We start from the raw sequence: 18,632 nt of genomic DNA, 5'->3' as shown, positions 1-18,632 counted from the left end.
GAATTCATCGACTGCATTTGTTGTGTGTGGTTTTTCCGATATTCACTGCAGTCGTATATTGAGCGAGCGTAGTGTCACCTGAGCATAAATAGGAATTGTCGATTATTATAGCTACCTTTGATTATCGATTGCGGACAATTAATTCACTGCTAGTTTGTCACGAATAAATATTTGTGACGTAGTTTCTTAAAATTCCTCAGTTAAGCAGTGAATCTCCTTTAGTTCCGAACTCACCATAAGGTCTTTTGTTGCACAGTGCGGTTACGAATGTCGTAACCCTCGATCTATTTTTAAATTTTTTAAATGACTTTCAAAGATCTGAATCTTTGTAGTGCCATTATTGAGGCACTGACAGAAAAGGGTTATCAATCACCCACAGCTATTCAACAACAAGCTATTCCTCATATCCTTTCAGGAAAGGATATTGTAGCATCCGCAGCAACGGGAACTGGGAAAACAGCATCCTTTTGTATCCCTATCCTTCAGTTGCTTTCAACTCGTACGCAGCGCCCCGCCGTTCGTGCGCTTATACTTTCACCGACACGTGAGCTAGCCTTACAGGTTTTCGATAACCTGAAGTTCTACGGGAAGAATTTACCGTTAAAAAGCGCTGTGATTTACGGTGGCGTTTCCCAAGGTAACCAGGTAAAAGAAATTAGCAGGGGGGTGGATATTCTCGTCGCTACGCCGGGCCGGCTTCACGACCTAATTGATCAAGGCGTTTTGACGTTGAAGCAAGTTGAAATCCTCGTGCTCGACGAAGCGGATCGAATGCTCGATATGGGCTTTATTAATAGCATCAGGAAGCTCATTAAGGTTATCCCTCCCTCCAGACAGAATGTTTTCTTTTCTGCAACAATGCCGGTTGCGGTGATGGGCCTGATTCGTGGCATCGCGGCATCGCCGGTACAGGTCAGCATAGAAGCGTCGCCTAAAACGTCGATTGAACAATCTGTTTATTATGTGGCCAGGGAAGACAAGCGGTCACTACTGAAACATGTTATCCAGGAACAAAAAATGACCAATGTGATCGTTTTTGCTCGCACAAAATATGGCGCAGATAAAATAGCGAAAGACCTGGCCAATTCTGGAATTCCGGCCGAGGCATTTCATGGTGATAAAAGCCAGAACGCAAGACAGCGCGCCTTGACAAATTTCAGGAAAAACTCGACTCGCGTACTGGTAGCAACAGATGTCGCAGCACGCGGTATTGATATTGCTGATCTTCCTTTCGTGATCAATTATGAATTGCCTGAGTCTGCTGAGACTTATACGCACCGCATCGGAAGAACAGGACGGGCAGGTAAAAGCGGTTCGGCGCTTTCGTTTTGCGATCTGGATGAGCGACGTTATCTGAATAATATCAACCGGATATCGAAAAAGAATCTGGCAGTTGTTCAACATCCGTTTAATTAACAGGGGGCAGCTTAGCTGTTCGGGTAGGATTATCACGTTCGCAGCGATTATCGGAGTGTTTTGGCGGGAAACGGACGGCTTTTATCATTAACAAATTTCATATTATGAACGTAAAAATGGGATTGGCTTATAAGATTGCGCCTGATAGAGCAAAAAAATACGCGATGCATTACAATATCTCTCCCGAGAGGTGTCTGATCGTGCCGACTAAATTATTTGGAGATGAAGCATCGTGCGATATTCGATGGGAGGACGATAACGGTGAAATAGTTCTTCTTCAAAAGAAACTGTTCGTATGTGAAAATCTTATCCCTCTTAGTGCAATGTATGACTTCGAATTATACGCGATCTGGAAATATCACTATGGATCCGTTTCGAAAACCTCAGTACCTCCAGGCATCTGATCAAACAATAAACTAGCATTTTTAATCATAAAACATATACATAATGAATATTTACGTAGCAAACATTCCTTTTACATCATCAGTGGCTGATCTCAAAGAACGTTTTGAACAATTTGGAACGGTTACCTCTGCAAAGATTGTCATTGATAAACTGACCAATCGTAGCCGTGGTTTTGGCTTTGTAGAAATGGCTGACAATTCCGCTGGAAGAGAGGCTATCAATAATTTGAATGGATCAGATTTCGAAGGCAAGTCGTTGGTCGTTAACGAAGCTCGCCCGAAGACCGATACTCAAACTGGCGGGTACGGAAACGGGAGCCGTGGCGGGTTCAATAGTCGCTGGTAATATTTGCAAATCAGGTCTTTATATTTTAACGTATTGTATGAATCTATTCGTAACAAACATCAGTCGGACAGTTAGCGAAGAAGCGCTGAAAGCGCTATTCTCGGAATTTGGGCAGGTTTCCTCAGTCAAAATCATCAGTGATAAACACACGGGCGAGTCGAAAGGATTTGGCTTTGTTGATATGGCGAATGACAGCCAGGCGTTTCATGCCATTGAGAGATTAATGAATGCAGAGTTTTTTGGAAAGAGGCTTATGGTATCAAAGGCCAGACCAAAGACAAGCTCATATTGATTGCTGTCGTCGGTTTATAGCCCCGGGTCCGGAGAATGGTTTTCGGATTGTTTCGAGCGGTACGGGTCGTACATCTGATCGGCCAGATCGCTTTCCATAGTACCGGCAGGATAGAGTTTTAGTTCCACGTTTAAAAGAACAAGGTATGTCACAACGAATAATAGACCGTAGTTATGTCGGAGAAGTTCTTCAGCATATCTACACCAGCGACCTCAATACAGGCGTTTCGCTGATTTGTAACGGTGGCTATTTTTATCTTGAAACGTCGGACGGTCGAGTCGCCCTCCGCGGTACCTCTGTCGAAGAAGCCATTACAGATCTTGCGTCAGTTCTGGTTGAATCGTTTCCTGCTTCGGCATTTGCAGAATGGTGGATCAGTAATTTCCGTGAAGACAGGCCGTGGCGACGGACAAATTGATGGTTGCAGAACCTCACTTAACTACTTAAACAACCTTATCCATGCGACAGTTGAAGATCCAAAAGGCGATCACAAATCGCGAGACACAGTCGTTAGACAAATATCTGCAGGAGATCGGCAAGATAGATTTGATTTCATCTGACGAGGAAGTGAACCTTGCCAGACGAATCAGGCAAGGTGATCACATAGCGCTTGAAAGGCTGGCGAAAGCAAATTTGAGATTTGTTGTATCAGTGGCGAAGCAGTATCAAAACTTCGGTTTGAGTCTGGGGGATCTGATAAGTGAAGGTAATCTGGGATTGATCAAAGCGGCAAAGCGCTTCGACGAGACACGAGGTTTTAAATTCATCTCATATGCAGTGTGGTGGATTCGTCAATCGATTATGCAGAGCCTCGCAGAGCAATCGCGTATAGTGAGATTGCCATTGAATCGCGTGAACGGACTCAATAATCTCCTCAAAACATGTTCTATGTTGGAGCAGCACTTTCAGCGCGAACCTACAATAGACGAGCTTGCGCATACAATGGGTGTTTCTGCCGAAGCAGTTGCTGAAACCCAAAGGCATACTGGGAGACACATATCGATTGATGCACCTTTCCAGGAAAGTGAAGATAATTCATTGCTCGATGTACTGAGCGACAGCAGCTGTGATATGCCTGATGCGGGAATGTTATCAGCCTCTTTGAAGACTGAGATCAAACGGGCGCTGTCGCAGTTAACATCTCGGGAGACGGAGATTATTATTCTGTATTTTGGCTTGGACAACGAAGGCCCCCTCACGTTGGAGGAACTTGGTGAAAGGTTTAATCTCACACGCGAGAGAGTCAGGCAGATTAAGGAAAAAGCCACGAGGAGTATGCGGTCTGGATCTGTAAAAAAATCGTTGAAGTCCTACCTGTGATAGAGCGAGTGATCAACCTCTTCGAAGAAGTGACAGGTCTTGTATTGCCGCACTAAAATAAATCAATCATTTAACGCACAGCTGATTGCGATGGTTGTGTATGATAATTATGGCTTTTCAAAATAACGAAGACAATATCTATCCCATCGACGCCTTCATCATGGCTAAGGAAGCACCAACGGTGAAGCTCCAAATAAAGAAATATTACAACCGTATTTACTATTGCGCAGTTGTTGGTAGTGAGTCCGCAAAACAGAAAGTTTATTTTGAACGGGAATTAATACCACCTGGGAAATGAAGTTACTCATACTTCGTTACGCGAGCGGGCAGGACAGCAAGGTGCGGTTAAGGTCGTTCTAAGAAGAAGCGGTTGATATTGCGCCCTGCATTAATTAAAAGGGAATATTCAGAATGGCATTTATTGATAAAGTATTACAGACCCCATCCTATAAATGGGCAGATGATGACGGTAATCTTGTAAAACCGTCGCCGAAACAGCTCTGGACTGAAGCATTTAAACGTACGAACGTATTCAAATCAAAAAAGAACTGGATTCCATTTATCAATTGGGCAACTGCTGTGGCCATGCTTCCCTTTCTTTATTTTTTCTTGGTCGATTACTTTTCATGGCTTCATGTGGGAGCGTTGGTTATTTATGCCATGATCGTCATGAGCACTCATGGCACGATCTGGTATCACCGGTACAGCACGCATCGTGCCTACACCTTTACGAATTCTGTGTGGCGATTCGTTACACAAAATCTGGTGGTGAGAACATTCTCCGAAGAGGTTTACGTCGTTTCGCACCACGTTCATCATGCGAAATCGGATAATCCGGGCGACCCTTACAATTCGGGCGCTGGCATACTGTATTGCATGTTGTCAGATGTTAATCACCAGGCGATAGCAAAGGACTTGAATGAAACCGAATACAAAAAGGTTTCCAATTTCATCGGTCATACGGGGATCGTCATCAATAGTTATAAAAAATATCTCAAATGGGGATCCGTAGCCAATCCCTACTACACCGTCCTCCTGTTGTTAATGAATTGGGCGTTCTGGTTTACTGCATTCTCGTTCATGGGTGGTCCGGGTTTTGCATGCGCATTATTTTCCGGGGCGTTTTTCTGGTATGTACTGGTGCGTGCATTTAATTATACTGGCCACGGTGGCGGCCAGAGACAGCATGTTGATGGGGTGGATTTTGACAGAAGTAATCTGTCAATCAATCAGACGCGTCCGGGAATTTTCTCTGGCGAATGGCACAATAACCATCATTTGTATCCCGACAGCGCCCGGGCTGGGTTTTTGAAATACCAGCTTGATATGGCGTGGATTTATATTTATTGCATGCATAAAATAGGGGTGGTTGGGAGGTATAATGATTCAAAGAAAGAGTTCCTTGAACGCTTCGGTCATGAAATTGGTGCTTGACGACCTTGATGCTTTAACACCCGCCAGAGCGTGAGCAATGGCGGGCGAATGCGCTGGTATTTTGTTATACCAGTGGACGAATACCAATGACTACAGTGTCGTTAGAGTATGCACCCATATGACATGTAGCACCTGTACCGCCGCCGTTTAAGTCTAACAAATCAACTGCTGCATTTCTGGCCGGAGAAGTTGGTTGCAATTTACCCAGATCTGAATTACCCCACGCAGAGGACGTCAACAGCGGATCAGATTCCAATGAAAAATCATCAAATGCCGTAGCGGCTTGCCACTCGGCAAGAGTATGTGTTCCTGTTCCACGCGAGGTGACATACCCCCAGCGGGAATGGCCAAAGCTTAAGTTATGAGACCTGCTCTGCACCGCGGCATCATCCCCCAGGTCATCACTGAAATTAAATAATGGCGTAGTGCCGGTTTTAACGTTATTGTGTATTCTCCAGCCTGACCCCACAGCACCCGCTTGATGGGTTGCCGAGTGGATGCCCTCCATTTCTCCGATTTTAACACTATTGATTAACGTGTTGTTAATAACATCTATATCACGGATCGGATATCCGGCTTGCTGCATGCAGATGACGTGATAATTGCCGCCAACCTGTATGTTCTGGTATACCTGGTTTCTTCCCAATTCTCCAGACGTATCCATAAAGTTAACGGCTCCGGACACAGGTGCAAATACGCTTGCGCGAATCAGGTTTCGTCTGAAGATTATGCCGCCCAGGATCCAGCGGTCTTCACCCGCACCCTTGCTGGTCAATGCCGTTTCTACATTGTCGAAATAACAATTTTCAATGGTAATATGTCCTGTTGATGTTGTTATGCTTGAACCGTTTGGACTGAATAGCTGAATGCCCTGTTCGCTGCCAAAGGCATTTTCGCGGCTATAATTTTCAATCCAGCAATCACTCACCAGGTTATTCTGACAGCCTTCGCCTTCAAATCGGATGGCCGCATGATTATTCTCGCCATACGTATTTTCTCCCTCACCAAACAAGGGCCAGGTGGTAGGACCGCGATCGATTCTAAAGTAAGAGATCCTGTTGTATTTGCCACCACATACAACGGGGCCTGTATCCGGGTGAGTAGGTGCAAGCGATTCGGTAATGTAGAATCCATACCAGTGGTGACCCGTGCCTAATCCCAAAACAGGGCATCCCTGGGCTTGCTGCGTTCCATCGTGTCTTAGTGTGCTTCGTCCGGTAGTATTCAAGGCCGCATAATTCTGCGCGAAGAAGATTATAGGGTTGCTTTCTGTGCCATCAGTCGATATTCGCATGCAAGGGTCGTTTGAATGGGTGTTAACGCCCATATACTCGCCCGGGCCGCAACTAACGCTCCAGCCAGGTTGGGCTAATTGTAATGCCTGTGCAAGCGTATATGGATTCTGTTGCGTGCCATCGCCTGAGCCGGTAGCAGATACGCTAACCCAATGCGTTGCTACCAGCGGTGCCGCGCTGGCATTTCCGCCAGGCTCGTTGCCTTTATCATCCTCCTCGGGTTTATTTACTTCGTCGGTACATGCCTGCAGCATGGTGGTCATTCCAGAAAGACCGATTACGCCGGTCATTCCTCTCTTTAAAAATTCCTTGCGTTTCATAACGGATATAGTTACTTGTTTAATAATATAGTTTACAATATCATCCAATGTGCAGTCCACGATGAAATCGCGTGAGGCTGCGGGTTTATTCAATAGTATTACGTTTTAATACAAATGCTTTCTTAATGCCGGCCGGATGTAATGATAATGTATAAAGCGCAGATGAGTGGTAACCCACAACGATTGGTTGTCGCTTTTTCTCCACGGTTTTCCGGTTACCACGTGCTTATTTCTACCGCACGGATAAATGAAGGTATATTCGCTACACGGGAAAGCGACTATTTGAGGTATCTCGCTATAAATGTGTTTTGGTCCAGGTAGACCTTGGTAGTTTACCAGGGTCAGCTTTTCACTTCCCGATCATCCGGTATAGGCAGCACGACGCGAAATACCGAACCTTTATCCAGCTCCGATGCTACCTCGATGGAGCCGTGGAGCACGTCGACCTGTGATTTGATAAGGTAAAGACCTATACCCCGGCCTTCTACGTGGGTATGAAAACGCTTATACAGCTTGAATAGGTTTTCGTTGTGCCGGGCCATGTTGAAACCAAGCCCGTTGTCGGCGATCTCGAGCACCGCATTTCCGTTCTCGCGCCAGCTGGTGGCTACCACGCGCAGTGTCCTTTCAGGCGAACGGTATTTGATCGCGTTGCTCAACAGATTGTAAAGAATACTTTGCAGCATGGCGCGTACGGTACGGATCTCTGGTAACGCGCCGAAGTTGGTGATGATCTCCTCGTTGCCTGTAAGACTGTCTTGTAGCAGGCTTTTGCTCTGGCTCCATTCTTTTTCCAATGGCACCGCTTCCAGGAACTGGTGCGGCTCGTTGCGTAGCTCCAGGATCTTGCTCAGGTCGCTGATGATCAGGTCGAGATCGGTAGCCGTTCGCCCGATAAACTCCACCAATTGCGCCGTTTCGATCAACTGCTCGTCGCTCCTTGCCAGGTCCGCAAGGCCCAGCAACCTGGCCACGGGACCGCGTAAGTTATGCGAGACCGTGTACGAGAACTGGAGTAGCTCGTTGTTATGTTTGATCAGCTCACTGTTCGTACGCTTGAGCTGTGCCGTTTTTTCTTCGACGATTTTTTCCAGGTCCCGGTTTACGTCGGAGATCGCGCGGTTGGACTCCGCCAGTTTATCGGCCTGCATCTGGATCTCTTCTTTCTGCTCGGAGACTTCCAGGTACAACTTTTTCAATTCCTGATGTGTTTCATGCAGCTTATCGGCCTGCTCAACGATGCGGGCATTCTTCGCCGTAATGGAAACGTTGAAGCGATAATACATAAACACCAAGCCACCGAGCAGTGCCATGCCCAGGAGGCCGCCGATGATGATCGTGGACTGTTGTTTGATCTGGGCTTCCTGCAACGATAATTTGTTTTCAGCAAGCTCTTTGTCTTTTTGTAAGACCTGGATATCGCGTTCGTGCTGTTCGATCTCCTGGATCTTCTCCAGGTTTACAAATCTTCGCGCCAGGTCGACTTTATGAATGGAATCCCGAAGCTGAGAGGCCAGTAGCGAATAATGCAGCGCTTCCTGATACCGTTTTTGCGCCATCAGCAGGTCGCGGTGTGTGTTATAGTTGAGCACGAGGATTTCGGAAGCGCCGTCCGCATACTTCTGCGACTGTTCCAACGACGTGATCGCGTTGTCGTAGTGGTGTAGACGGTAATAGGCATCGCCTAGCCCCCAGTACGACCAGGCAAGTCCGTAGGTATACTCTACCTGCGTCGCCATCGCCACGGCCTTTTGGTAATGACGGATAGCAGCGGGGTAATTTTTTTGTTTGCTTTCCAGCGACCCAAGCCGCGTCAGGGTTTCGCTTTTTCCCAGCATACTTCCCACACCGGAATAAATTCGTAGCACAGAATCGAGACATCTGCGCGCTTCCGTGAACTTGTTCATATCCGTAAGCACAACGCCTTTCAGCGTAAGCACGTTGGCACGTTCGGCCAGCAATAATTTTCGCGGATAGAGCATGATGGCATTGTCGGCCATGTGCAGCGCCTGCGATGTGTGGCCCAGCCGCTGATAGATCCAACCGATCTGGATGCGGATGATCACGGATTCTGCATCGAAGTGACGAAGCTGGCTTAACCGCAAGGCATCGTACAGGTTGCTAAGCGCCAGCTCGTATTCGCCGCGGGCCGTAAAGACTTTGCCCAGATCGATCAGCAGCGTGACATACTTTCGCAGCAATGATTTTCTGAGAAAATAATTTCGGGCCGAATCAAACAGGATGTCTGCCTGGGCATATTTCCCCCTTTTAAAAAGCGTGAGTGCCTTGATGTGACGAAGATCGTTCAGGTTCTCTTCGTCTTCGGGACGATTGCTGACAAAACCGTCGGCTTCGCGCAGCAGGTTTTGCGCGTCGGAAAATTCGTTCAGCTCTATTTTCGCTTTGATCTTGGCGACCAGCGCTTCTACCAGTAGCGTCTTGTTGGGAAGCATCCGGCGTATGCGGATAGCACGGTCGAAGTAATAGAACTGCGAGTCGGTCTGGTACCGTTGGCCATACAGTGCGCCGAGGTTTCGGTAGATCTTGGAGAGCGTGCGCGGATCGGTGCTGTCCTGGAAGATCGCCCGGCTTTGGTTGAAGAAACGCAGCGCCGAATCCATCTCCACCTCTTCGAGACTGCAGTTGCCGAGCTGCAGCAATGTATAGCCGTAAAGCGCTTTATCGCCCGCGCGTTTGGCCAAAAGCAGTCCGGTATTCAGGTCGCGATGGCCTTCGGGAAGCTGGCCTGACAGATATTCGTGTACCCCCAGGTAGGTGCGGGCGCGGGCTTCGCCTTTCAGGTAGCCCATGCTCTTGCTCAGGTCCAGCGCCTCGGTGTTATAGGCAAGTACCTTTTTCGTATTGATGGTGATGAATTCGTAGGTAAGCAGGTTGAGAATGTCGACCCGTGGCTCTCCTGTAACGTTTGCGAGTTTTTGTTCCAGGCTGTCCGTGAAGTTGGATTGCCCCGAAAGCAAGCCGGGCAGCAAGGTTAGAAAACACGCTAAGAGGTATACTTTTCCGCTTCTCATCGGGCCCTCGTGGTCAATAATAAGAGCAAAGGTACGACTAAAACAAAAAGCAGGAGCGGGAAGTGCGGGGGAGTGCTTTTTAGCATGTAAAACAACGGAAAAGAACGTTTAAACAAAGGTCCTCCCCCCAACCGGCCCGGTTGTCAGAAGGGGGTAAGAAAGTGTGACGATTGGAAGATTGACCGCCGGATAAAGCAGATCCACTAACGAGAAAAACCTTGATTATGTAGGGATTTCAAAATACCTTCCGCTTCAAACACTATGAAAAATACAACCCTGAAACCTTTCGTGCTCATGATGGTGTTGATGACGGCCGTCGCTACATCGTCCGCACAAATAAAAACATCAGATATCACCGGCGCCTGGGAGACCGGCACAGATGTAAAAATGACCAGAATCTATACGGACCAGTTCTTTGTCATCACCACGTATAACGTAAAAGACAGGCAGTTTATAGCAACGTCGGGCGGACGCTGGAGACTTAACGGAAAAGAGATCGTGGAAACACTGGAGTTCAGTTCCGCAACGCCCGATAAGGTGGGTACTGAAATATCAACATCCGTCGACCTGAAAGATAACAAGCTCTCGCTGACAGCGGATGGTACAAAGGGAGAATGGATCCGCGTTGACAACGGCACGCCCGGCAAATTGTCAGGCGCGTGGCTGATCACCGGTCGCATGAATGACGGAAAGATGGGCAAGATGACTCCCGGCGCGCGTCGCACCATGAAGATCCTTTCCGGAACCCGCTTTCAGTGGATTGCCTATAACGTAGATACAAAGGAATTTTTTGGCACGGGTGGCGGTACGTATACTACCGAGAAAGGAAAGTATACCGAAAACATTCTGTTCTTCTCCAGGGACAATAACCGTGTTGGGGCAAGCCTTCAGTTCGACTTTGCGCTCGAAGATGGCAACTGGCGGCACAAGGGACTGAGCAGCAAAGGCGATCCAATCGATGAAGTATGGACCAAACGTGAGAAAGTAGGGCTTTGATAGTACGTCAATCAACCCATCCATACTAAGCCAGTTTCCCCTGGAGCACAGTAAGATCCTGCTGCATTCTGTTCAGGATCGGCTCTACTTCCGTGTCCGAGATCAACTGCGGTGTTCCGTATATCAGCCGGCAATTGAACGGCACAATGAGGCTGTCTTCTTTCGGCATGGCCTTTCCCATCCCGGTCATAAATGCCGGTACATATTTTATATGCGGGCGCTGTAGCAGCACCAGTGCGACGCCGGGCTTTAAAGGTTGCTGAACTTCGGGCGCGCCCCGTGTTCCCTCCGGAAACAGGATCAACGAATATCCATTATCGAGCGCATGGATCATCCTATGGATGGGATCGTTGGCTGGATTTTCTTTATCACGCTTACGCTGGATCAGCAATGTGTTCACAAAATAGTTGCTGAGCTTCTCCTTGAGCTTTGTCTTGCCAAAGTGATCGGCCGCGGCCACAGGTTTTACCTTGTGAACCAGCTTTCGGGGAAGTGATGCCAGGATCGTCATCGTATCCAGATGACTGTTGTGGTTGGCAATGATGATGAATTGTTTTTCGTTCAGTAGAAATTTTCCATTATCAAATTTTACTCCGACGATGATCCGGAGAAACGCTTTGACGACCACACTATAGACAAGTTGCAGGACCAGCTTTTGCATCTAATAGGCGATATAATACACAAGATGGAAGAAAGCGGGGGCCGTATACGCCAGGGAATCGATCCGGTCGAGGATCCCGCCATGGCCGGGAATGGAAGTGCCCATATCTTTGACACCGATATCCCTTTTGACCGACGACATCACGATATCACCACAAAAACCAGAGACGGCAAGGATGAAACTGACGAATACAACCTGCAGATCGGTCAGCGGAGTTAAAAATCCAAGGAAGTAACCAATGATCGTAGTACTGATGATCCCGCCCACAAAGCCTTCCCAGGTTTTGTTAGGACTTACTTTAGGAACGATCTTATGTTCCCCAAACAATTTGCCCCAGGTGAACTGCATCACGTCGTTGATCTCCGTCAAAAATACCAGGAACAGAAGTAACCCTCTGCCGCCACTGCTAAACCCATCGACATCCGGTAGCGACAGGAGATATGCCATATGACTGAGTCCAAATACCGTAAGCATGAGGATCCATTGCAGGGACGACATGGACTTAATGATGCCCACCGTGTTTCCTTTCAGTACCATGCGAAGCGGAAGGAAGAGGAACATCACGATCGGGATGAATATGATAAACGCGCCGTACCATTCGATGTATGCGAGATAGTACTGTATCGGGATGGAGACGTACGCCCAGAAAATAGCGCGGCGGTCGGAGTCCCGGAAGCCGAGCACGGAGTATAGTTCCCGGAATGCCACGAATGACAAGAGGGCAATGGCGATATACGAGATCGTGCTGTTGATCAATGTCGCACCCAGCACGAGCGCGGCCATGATCCACCACGACTTGGTTCTGGCCTTCAGCTCATCCAGCTTTGCCTGGGGCTTGAGCTTGCCGATGACAAAGAAGAGCAGCGTGGCAAATATCAGGATGCTGAAGATGATGATGACGACCGTCAGCAGATCTTTATTTTCAATAAAATCAAAGCGAAGGATCTTTTCCATGCGGTGGAGAGGCGTTATTGAACAGGGTTTTTCTGCAGGTGAACATAGATCTTTGCCAGTCTGCGATAGCACGTAATGACCAGCCCCACATTCATGACGATCAGCAGGTAATAAAATACAGGAGTATACCAGATGCAGGCAACGCAGCCCAGGGTGATCAGCGCCATGCGATGTTGCTTGGCCATGGGGCCGATAAAAAAGTGGCCGCAGTGCAGCGATGCGCCCAGCGTACGAATGTAGGCAGTAGCGATCGAAAGCGCGATCGCCCAATAGGCCAGGTCCATGCCATAGGGCATGTTCTTGGCCAGGAGGCCAACGCCGAAGAGGATCAACGTGTCGGTTATCCGGTCCGGCACTTCATTGAAAATACCGCCTACCGGTGATTTTTTATTGTGCTCCACGGCCACCATGCCGTCGAGCAGGTTCATGACCAGCCTGCCCTGAATACCGGCAATCGCCAGGACCATATTCACGACATGAAGCCCGCGTTCGAGATGATCCAGGTAAAATGCAATCAGGGAGACCATCGCAAAGACGATGCTGAGGACAGAAATAAAATTGGGAGATAATCCTTGTTTGGCGAGAAAGGCAGCAGCGTGTTTAGCCCAGCCCGCATCGCGGGATGCGATCGGGCGCCTACTGTTCAGGTCAGGTTTCATAGGATGGAAAGTTACAAAAAAGCCCGGTGAAATATCACAGGGCTTTTTGCAGGGATTTACTGAACGCCCCTGGTACGCGAAGGTGCTGTTCGTGAGCCACGAGCGAACGGATTGGCTACGGGCGAGTGGCAGTCCCCGGCGAAGATACCCGCATCCTATGGCTTCCGGCTTTCCAGGGTCGCCTCATACTTTTTCTCGTCCTTATCCACGCACGCCACCGCTTGAATGATCGCCTGTTTATTTTCGATCGTGAACGGCTGATCCGACACATAGTTACGCATGCGGCTGCCGAACAGGCTCACCGTCAATTTTTGGTCGCCCTTCACCAGCATATAATCCCACGATTTATTCTCCGGCACAGTGGTTAAAGCACCGTTGCCACCCGAGAATGCTTCCACGTTGGTGATCGCCGTGTGACCCTGCCCTTCGATCATGATCGGATGAACATCCCGTACGCTGTTTCCACAGTTGGCAATAATAGACCCCTGGGCTATTTGCCAGTTCCTGTTCTTTGTATTCGATCCCTTTTTATGAATACCAATGGAGACGCAGTCAAAATTGAAGTTGGTCAATTGCCCATAGGTTTCATCTCCCAGGAGGATGCCACCGAACGTACCGAACGTGAACAGGTCCATCAGCTGGGCATTGTCGGTATGGTTGATAACATAAGCGAAGGTCTTTTTGGCGATGACGGCGTCTACAACGCCCCGGCTAAATCCACCCCGTATAAAACGTTGAATGGACGGGTTGATGTGACAATGCAGGATCCTGGGCACATCATAGCAATAGTCGATGCGAATGAACTCTCCGCTTAAGGGATAACCATAACAATGCTCAAACGTCATAAGCTCACAGGGAAATCGCTTTGGCGCGTTGAAGTCCATCGCTAGATATTCGCCGTAGAACGTGAGGCACGACAAATAGACACCCTGTGTATTGCTGGTTTGTGACACCTGTATCGTGGGAGGGTACGGGATAATGGAGTCCGGCTTATGGATGGTCTGTTCCGGATACCAGAACTGAATGCCCTTTATCTGTGTACTGGATTCTACCGTAATGAAGGCTTGCTTCCGGTCGGTGATCTTAAACACACTGCCCACCGGCTGTTTTTTGGAAGCATGAACGGTGCCTCGTGGGGTCGGTCCGTTGACACCGACAAGCGATGCATTCCGCTTCAGGATGATCCCGCCGGCGATGGGATAAGGCTCATCCGTAGGCTCAATGAAAATGGCTGCACCCACCGTAGAGGCCCAGTCGATTGCTTTTTGCAAATTCGCCTTGTTAACCTCGGCCGGGTTGCCCGGTGCTACTCCAAAACTTTTTACACTTACCAGGTTCTGGGCATACCCGATGTTTGCGGCAAACAGGAGGCAGATTATAATTTGTTTTTTGATCATGATTGTTGGTGTAATTTGATAGTGTGAAAATCTAACGGTGCTTGTATACGATGTTCAAAATAACGTGCACCCCCTTAAAGGGCGATTAATTTTCACTTAAAAAAATGGCCTCGACGCTTTTTGACATGAGCATATTGCCGTTCACAAAAAAGTGGTGAATGGATGGCTCAAAAATACGCGATCAGCCTCCCGCACGTGATGACCGCTGTCCAGAGCAGTAAGGAGAGTATAGCGGCCGCCTTTGCCGCCGGTGGTGTCGGTACAGATCGCTCACAACGTGCAAGGGTATAACGGTGAAAGATGGCGGCGTTGGTAAAAGCTGCCAGGATGAGGATAAGCTTGATTCCAAAAATGCTATTGGTGCTCAGCGCCGTGGCCTGTGAGATGAATAAAAGCAGGCCCGACGGGATCACGAGCAGCAGGCTACGGCGCGACCAGGGAAGCACATACCCGGCCGCATCTTTAACGGCGAGCCGGCCGGCGACCCCGAGTAAGCGAAGATCGAACATAAACGCACTGCCCACCAGAAAAATGAATCCGACGATGTGAACGACCTCGATGGCCGGAAACAGCAGCGGCGACTGGCGGATAAACACCGCGAGCTGCGACGCCTCCAGCCATTCGAACACATCGGCAGGCATTCCTATCGCAGTTCCGTGGTCTTGCCGGAGATCGTGATCCGCTCCGCCCGCATTTCGTCTTTTACTTTTTTGTGTGGATACCCTACAACGGTTGCTTTGGTGCCTTTTACCAGCGCGTCGCTTTTCAGGCCGCGGGAATCCATGCGACTCGGCGGCGCCAGAACCACGTTCCATACCTTGTCATCCACCTGTAGCTTCAACATGCCGTGAGGATTCTCATAACTGGATTCGAGGATCTCCCCCGTAAAGTTCAACGTTTTTGTCTGGTCGTAGTTGGCCCAACCGTGATGCAGCACAACCGTGAACGATAAACAAACCAGTGCCGCGAACAGCAGCACCGACCCTTTGAACATTTGTGTTGAACAATAGCGTACCATACATTTTGTGGGTTAAATGGATCAGAGCTTTAAGATCCGCGAAGCATGATCTTTTGTTTCTACTTTGTCGATCACCTCGGTGATCGTGCCATTCTCGTCAATGAGAAACGTGGTGCGCGCGGTGCCCCATACTTTCTTTCCGTCCCGCTCTTTTTCAACCCACACACCGTACTTCTGGTGGATGGACTTGTCGGTATCGGCAATCAGGGGAAAGGGCAACGAGTATTTTGCCTGAAAGTCCTTGTGTGAGGTTTGATCGTCTGAGCTCACACCGAGCACTTCATAACCTTCTTTCGCCAGCAGCTCTTTGTTGTCGCGCAGGTTACAGGCTTCCGCCGTGCAGCCCGGGGTATTGTCTTTGGGATAGAAGTAGAGGATCACTTTTTTGCCCTTGTATTGTTGAAGGCTCACCTGTTTTCCGTCCTGGTCCTTGCCAGAAAAATCGGGCGCTTTGTCGCCGGCCTTCAGTTTCACCTGTGCGGAAACGGCAAAAGCGGAAATCACAAAGCAGTAAAGGATGATGATCGTTTTCATAGGCATTGAATTGATGATATCACCAAAGTAAGGGTCTGGCATTAAAAAATGATGCCTGTGCCCTTTTTGGTGACTATTAATCAGCAGGGGTTCACCTGATAGAAGCTCATCGCAGATGCAAAACATCTTCGATGAGCTTTCCCGCTTCCACCCCCGGGTAGATAACGATGCTAAGGTGTCGGATAAAGGGTCCAGCCGTACGTATCCTGCAGATCCGTAAGCTTGGCGGTAGCGGCCGCCGACGGCGGACCGAGTGGTCCGGAGTTCAGGTCCGCCCAGTTGTTCAGGTAAGTAAAGTACCCGTCGGTAATGTTATTGGCCACGGCATTTGCGTAGATGTTGTGCGTTATGGCGCCAATGTCAGAGGTATTTAACGCATTGGGTCCACTGATGCTGATAAAATTGATATGGTGTGACATCGGCAATAGCAGCGTAGCCAGTTGACTGATCCCGGCAATATTTACATTCTCGAGGTTCGGACACTTTGTAAGATTGATGCGCGCCGGACCATCCGTAAGGCCAAGCCGTACATCGCGCAGGGAGATCGTATTAGAAAAGTTAATGCTCGAGATAGGCCCGTTTCCGTAAAATGAATAAAAGTCGGTGATCTGATTAACGGCGCCGGTCACCGTAATAATGTATACGCCGGGGAAGGCATAATTGTGTGTCAGGAAGTTGGCCGTGGTGGCAAGATCATGTTGCTCGACAGTTCCGTCGCCCCAATAGACGTTGATCAACCCCGTGCCCACGAGCGAGAAATCAAAGAATTCGACTAACCGGGTGCGCATGGTGAATGCGAAGAACGGGGGCTTCAGGCTGGTGTAGCCAAAGTCGGCCACGTTTTGGGAGGCTGCTTCCAGGACATCGATCGTCAGCGCGGCAGCGATACCGGATTTTACATCAAACTCATAGCCAAGGGCATCCTGTACGGATTGTGCAAGACGCGAGCCGCGCTTTGGCGCTGCCATCAGGACCTCGCCTTCATTCACAACGGCAAGATCACTGATCGTGTAATGACCCTCCGGCAGATTCAGCGGCGTCTCGGCCGTCATCATGTGATCGGTCAGTACAGGATTACCGGCATCATCACGAACAGTGATTACAAAATAAGACTCCTCCGGCAAGGTCATCTTGCCGGCATTGACAGAAACCTGCACCGCCTCGGGTTTACGCACCGTGCTTTCTTGTTCAGTACAAGAAGAAAGGAGTGCAAAAACGAACAGGAAGAAGAAGATTGAAATGTTTCTCATAACGCAAAGGGATTAAAGTGGATGAATAACTAACAAACAGTGTCCTTCCGGAATCGGGTGGAAGGGATCCCGGTTGGTAAATAAATATAGCGCCATTCGTGCTGATATCGGGCACACGAGCCTCTTATTTCACCGAAATACATAAAGATGGGGCTTCCCGCGCGGAATGAATACCTGCCGGAGTTCCTGGTACGAAGCGGAGATGGACAGTTAAAATAGGGGAATAATCCTGAGCCTGAAGGTTTGTAAAACGCAGACCGCCTAGTTACATTTGATATACAAGCCCATCGTGCTGCCATCGTGGTAGAATGATGGGCTTTTTTATTTGTCTCCACTTAATCGTTTATACCATGCTAACAAAATCTTCCCACCCCGGAACCCTTCGACCGAATGTCTGCAAGATCGTGTTATTACTTGCGATGATGTCGGCCCTTCAGTCGTGTTACCATTACACGATCACTTCCAAAAATAGCGCGTCGACCGAAACGAAGTCGGCCACGATGCACAATCTCTTTTGGGGGTTGGCGATCAAACCTCGAAATGGCCTGAACCCGCCCAACTGTGCGGCGCCCGATCCCCCGGTGGGCCTTCACACGGTGCGTATGACCACCAATTTTGGTTATTCCGTCATTACCGTGGTCACGCTTGGGATCTGGAGCCCGATGAAGGTAGAATGGCAATGTGCCAAGCCGTGCCAGCCCGGCAGCGATCCCGTCATTGGCGAATAAATCCCTAACCCAGATCACTATGTCGAAAATAGTAGAGACCGGAAGCAAGACCTGGGAGAACCGCCACCTCACCTTTACGGAAGAGATCGACAATCTCTATGATATGTGGAACAGCGCCGGCGACGACGTGCTGGCGTGCTATACCAAGACCTCGGAAGCCATCCAGGCCCAGCTAGGAGAGGCCATCGACCAGGGAAAAACACTGCGCGCGCTCGGTGGCGGCTGGACGTGGACACGCATTGCCACGTGCCACAAAGGACGGATGTATAACACCAAGGGCCTCAACCTGCGGTTTTCATTGGCCTCCTCCATGGTAGACGAAACCTACGGCGGCACCCACCGCGACCTTCTTTTTGTACAATGCGGGGTGTCGGTCCACGAGCTCAACCTATACCTGAAGAACAAAGGCCGTGCCCTGAAAACGTCGGGTGCCAGCAACGGCCAGACGATCGTCGGCGCCATGTCCACCGGCACCCACGGGTCGGCCTTCGGCTTTGGGGCGGTACAGGATTTTGTCGTCGGGCTGCACATCATCACCGGCCGCGATCCGAACGTGCCAGAGCACAATGTATACAT

At 49.2% G+C, this 18,632-nt stretch carries 19 protein-coding genes; 9 read left to right on the top strand and 10 right to left on the bottom strand.

What is annotated here, in order from left to right; all coding sequences use genetic code 11:
- The first annotated feature begins 303 nt into the window (after window positions 1-303).
- The 6 genes from KK078_RS24025 to KK078_RS24000 all read left to right on the top strand — a co-directional run bounded on the left by KK078_RS24025 (window position 304) and on the right by KK078_RS24000 (window position 5,212).
- Entirely contained in the window at window positions 304-1,416 is a 1,113-nt protein-coding gene (locus tag KK078_RS24025; RefSeq protein WP_254092873.1) for a DEAD/DEAH box helicase, read from the top strand.
- A 447-nt stretch (window positions 1,417-1,863) separates the two neighbouring features.
- The gene (locus KK078_RS24020; RefSeq protein ID WP_254092872.1) at window positions 1,864-2,166 is read left to right on the top strand and encodes an RNA recognition motif domain-containing protein; all 303 of its coding nucleotides are present in this window, start codon (window positions 1,864-1,866) and stop codon (window positions 2,164-2,166) included.
- A 37-nt stretch (window positions 2,167-2,203) separates the two neighbouring features.
- Window positions 2,204-2,458, top strand: a complete 255-nt coding sequence (locus tag KK078_RS24015; protein WP_254092871.1) for an RNA recognition motif domain-containing protein — start codon at window positions 2,204-2,206, stop codon at window positions 2,456-2,458.
- A gap of 145 nt (window positions 2,459-2,603) precedes the next feature.
- Window positions 2,604-2,876 (top strand): hypothetical protein, encoded by a 273-nt coding sequence (locus KK078_RS24010; protein ID WP_254092870.1) that lies wholly within the window; start codon window positions 2,604-2,606, stop codon window positions 2,874-2,876.
- Between the two features lie 41 nt (window positions 2,877-2,917).
- Window positions 2,918-3,778, top strand: a complete 861-nt coding sequence (locus tag KK078_RS24005) for a sigma-70 family RNA polymerase sigma factor (protein ID WP_254092869.1) — start codon at window positions 2,918-2,920, stop codon at window positions 3,776-3,778.
- A gap of 411 nt (window positions 3,779-4,189) precedes the next feature.
- Window positions 4,190-5,212, top strand: a complete 1,023-nt coding sequence (locus tag KK078_RS24000) for a fatty acid desaturase (RefSeq protein ID WP_254092868.1) — start codon at window positions 4,190-4,192, stop codon at window positions 5,210-5,212.
- Window positions 5,213-5,276: 64 nt separating this feature from the next.
- On the opposite strand, the gene KK078_RS23995 is transcribed toward KK078_RS24000, so the two are convergent.
- Both KK078_RS23995 and KK078_RS23990 read right to left on the bottom strand, forming a co-directional pair.
- Entirely contained in the window at window positions 5,277-6,920 is a 1,644-nt protein-coding gene (locus tag KK078_RS23995) for a hypothetical protein (protein ID WP_254092867.1), read from the bottom strand.
- 248 nt (window positions 6,921-7,168) lie between these two features.
- Complete coding sequence (locus tag KK078_RS23990) at window positions 7,169-9,859, bottom strand: tetratricopeptide repeat protein (RefSeq protein ID WP_254092866.1); 2,691 nt, start codon at window positions 9,857-9,859, stop codon at window positions 7,169-7,171.
- A gap of 261 nt (window positions 9,860-10,120) precedes the next feature.
- On the opposite strand from KK078_RS23990, the gene KK078_RS23985 reads away from it, so the two are divergent.
- Entirely contained in the window at window positions 10,121-10,855 is a 735-nt protein-coding gene (locus tag KK078_RS23985; protein WP_254092865.1) for a membrane or secreted protein, read from the top strand.
- Window positions 10,856-10,880: 25 nt separating this feature from the next.
- Here the strand turns inward: KK078_RS23985 and KK078_RS23980 are convergent, their stop codons facing one another.
- From KK078_RS23980 to KK078_RS23945, 8 genes are all read right to left on the bottom strand, one after another.
- Window positions 10,881-11,516 carry a lysophospholipid acyltransferase family protein gene (locus KK078_RS23980; RefSeq protein WP_254092864.1) on the bottom strand — a complete coding sequence of 212 codons (636 nt, stop codon included), beginning with the start codon at window positions 11,514-11,516 and terminating at the stop codon, window positions 10,881-10,883.
- Entirely contained in the window at window positions 11,517-12,470 is a 954-nt protein-coding gene (locus KK078_RS23975; protein ID WP_254092863.1) for a phosphatidate cytidylyltransferase, read from the bottom strand.
- A gap of 14 nt (window positions 12,471-12,484) precedes the next feature.
- A complete protein-coding gene (locus KK078_RS23970) occupies window positions 12,485-13,129 on the bottom strand; it encodes a CDP-alcohol phosphatidyltransferase family protein (RefSeq protein ID WP_254092862.1) in 645 nt (214 codons plus the stop codon).
- 155 nt (window positions 13,130-13,284) lie between these two features.
- A complete protein-coding gene (locus KK078_RS23965; protein ID WP_254092861.1) occupies window positions 13,285-14,526 on the bottom strand; it encodes a hypothetical protein in 1,242 nt (413 codons plus the stop codon).
- Between the two features lie 167 nt (window positions 14,527-14,693).
- Complete coding sequence (locus tag KK078_RS23960; RefSeq protein ID WP_254092860.1) at window positions 14,694-15,167, bottom strand: DUF6644 family protein; 474 nt, start codon at window positions 15,165-15,167, stop codon at window positions 14,694-14,696.
- Between the two features lie 2 nt (window positions 15,168-15,169).
- Window positions 15,170-15,544 carry a DUF6152 family protein gene (locus KK078_RS23955; protein ID WP_254092859.1) on the bottom strand — a complete coding sequence of 125 codons (375 nt, stop codon included), beginning with the start codon at window positions 15,542-15,544 and terminating at the stop codon, window positions 15,170-15,172.
- A gap of 21 nt (window positions 15,545-15,565) precedes the next feature.
- The gene (gene bcp, locus KK078_RS23950) at window positions 15,566-16,018 is read right to left on the bottom strand and encodes a thioredoxin-dependent thiol peroxidase (RefSeq protein WP_254092912.1); all 453 of its coding nucleotides are present in this window, start codon (window positions 16,016-16,018) and stop codon (window positions 15,566-15,568) included.
- Between the two features lie 230 nt (window positions 16,019-16,248).
- The gene (locus tag KK078_RS23945; protein WP_254092858.1) at window positions 16,249-17,328 is read right to left on the bottom strand and encodes a hypothetical protein; all 1,080 of its coding nucleotides are present in this window, start codon (window positions 17,326-17,328) and stop codon (window positions 16,249-16,251) included.
- A 350-nt stretch (window positions 17,329-17,678) separates the two neighbouring features.
- Here KK078_RS23945 and KK078_RS23940 point away from each other — a divergent pair, with 350 nt between their 5' ends.
- Window positions 17,679-18,056, top strand: coding sequence for a Bor family protein (locus KK078_RS23940; protein ID WP_254092857.1), 378 nt, complete (start codon window positions 17,679-17,681; stop codon window positions 18,054-18,056).
- Between the two features lie 19 nt (window positions 18,057-18,075).
- Window positions 18,076-18,632, top strand: a 557-nt coding sequence (locus KK078_RS23935) for an FAD-binding protein (protein ID WP_254092856.1), incomplete at its 3' end; no start/stop codon positions are given.

The organism is Dawidia soli, from assembly GCF_018598185.1.
Taxonomy (GTDB): Bacteria; Bacteroidota; Bacteroidia; order Cytophagales; family Cyclobacteriaceae; genus Ohtaekwangia; species Ohtaekwangia soli.
This window is presented reverse-complemented; position numbering and strand designations above follow the sequence as displayed.

Bases quoted from the DNA above. Each gene is read 5' to 3' on its own strand.
- KK078_RS24025 (WP_254092873.1), top strand. From the start codon at position 304: ATGACTTTCAAAGATCTGAATCTTTGTAGTGCCATTATTGAGGCACTG.
- KK078_RS24020 (WP_254092872.1), top strand. From the start codon at position 1,864: ATGAATATTTACGTAGCAAACATTCCTTTTACATCATCAGTGGCTGAT.
- KK078_RS24015 (WP_254092871.1), top strand. From the start codon at position 2,204: ATGAATCTATTCGTAACAAACATCAGTCGGACAGTTAGCGAAGAAGCG.
- KK078_RS24010 (WP_254092870.1), top strand. From the start codon at position 2,604: ATGTCACAACGAATAATAGACCGTAGTTATGTCGGAGAAGTTCTTCAG.
- KK078_RS24005 (WP_254092869.1), top strand. From the start codon at position 2,918: ATGCGACAGTTGAAGATCCAAAAGGCGATCACAAATCGCGAGACACAG.
- KK078_RS24000 (WP_254092868.1), top strand. From the start codon at position 4,190: ATGGCATTTATTGATAAAGTATTACAGACCCCATCCTATAAATGGGCA.
- KK078_RS23990 (WP_254092866.1), bottom strand. From the start codon at position 9,859: ATGAGAAGCGGAAAAGTATACCTCTTAGCGTGTTTTCTAACCTTGCTG.
- KK078_RS23985 (WP_254092865.1), top strand. From the start codon at position 10,121: ATGAAAAATACAACCCTGAAACCTTTCGTGCTCATGATGGTGTTGATG.
- KK078_RS23980 (WP_254092864.1), bottom strand. From the start codon at position 11,516: ATGCAAAAGCTGGTCCTGCAACTTGTCTATAGTGTGGTCGTCAAAGCG.
- KK078_RS23975 (WP_254092863.1), bottom strand. From the start codon at position 12,470: ATGGAAAAGATCCTTCGCTTTGATTTTATTGAAAATAAAGATCTGCTG.
- KK078_RS23970 (WP_254092862.1), bottom strand. From the start codon at position 13,129: ATGAAACCTGACCTGAACAGTAGGCGCCCGATCGCATCCCGCGATGCG.
- KK078_RS23965 (WP_254092861.1), bottom strand. From the start codon at position 14,526: ATGATCAAAAAACAAATTATAATCTGCCTCCTGTTTGCCGCAAACATC.
- KK078_RS23960 (WP_254092860.1), bottom strand. From the start codon at position 15,167: ATGCCTGCCGATGTGTTCGAATGGCTGGAGGCGTCGCAGCTCGCGGTG.
- KK078_RS23955 (WP_254092859.1), bottom strand. From the start codon at position 15,544: ATGGTACGCTATTGTTCAACACAAATGTTCAAAGGGTCGGTGCTGCTG.
- KK078_RS23945 (WP_254092858.1), bottom strand. From the start codon at position 17,328: ATGAGAAACATTTCAATCTTCTTCTTCCTGTTCGTTTTTGCACTCCTT.
- KK078_RS23940 (WP_254092857.1), top strand. From the start codon at position 17,679: ATGCTAACAAAATCTTCCCACCCCGGAACCCTTCGACCGAATGTCTGC.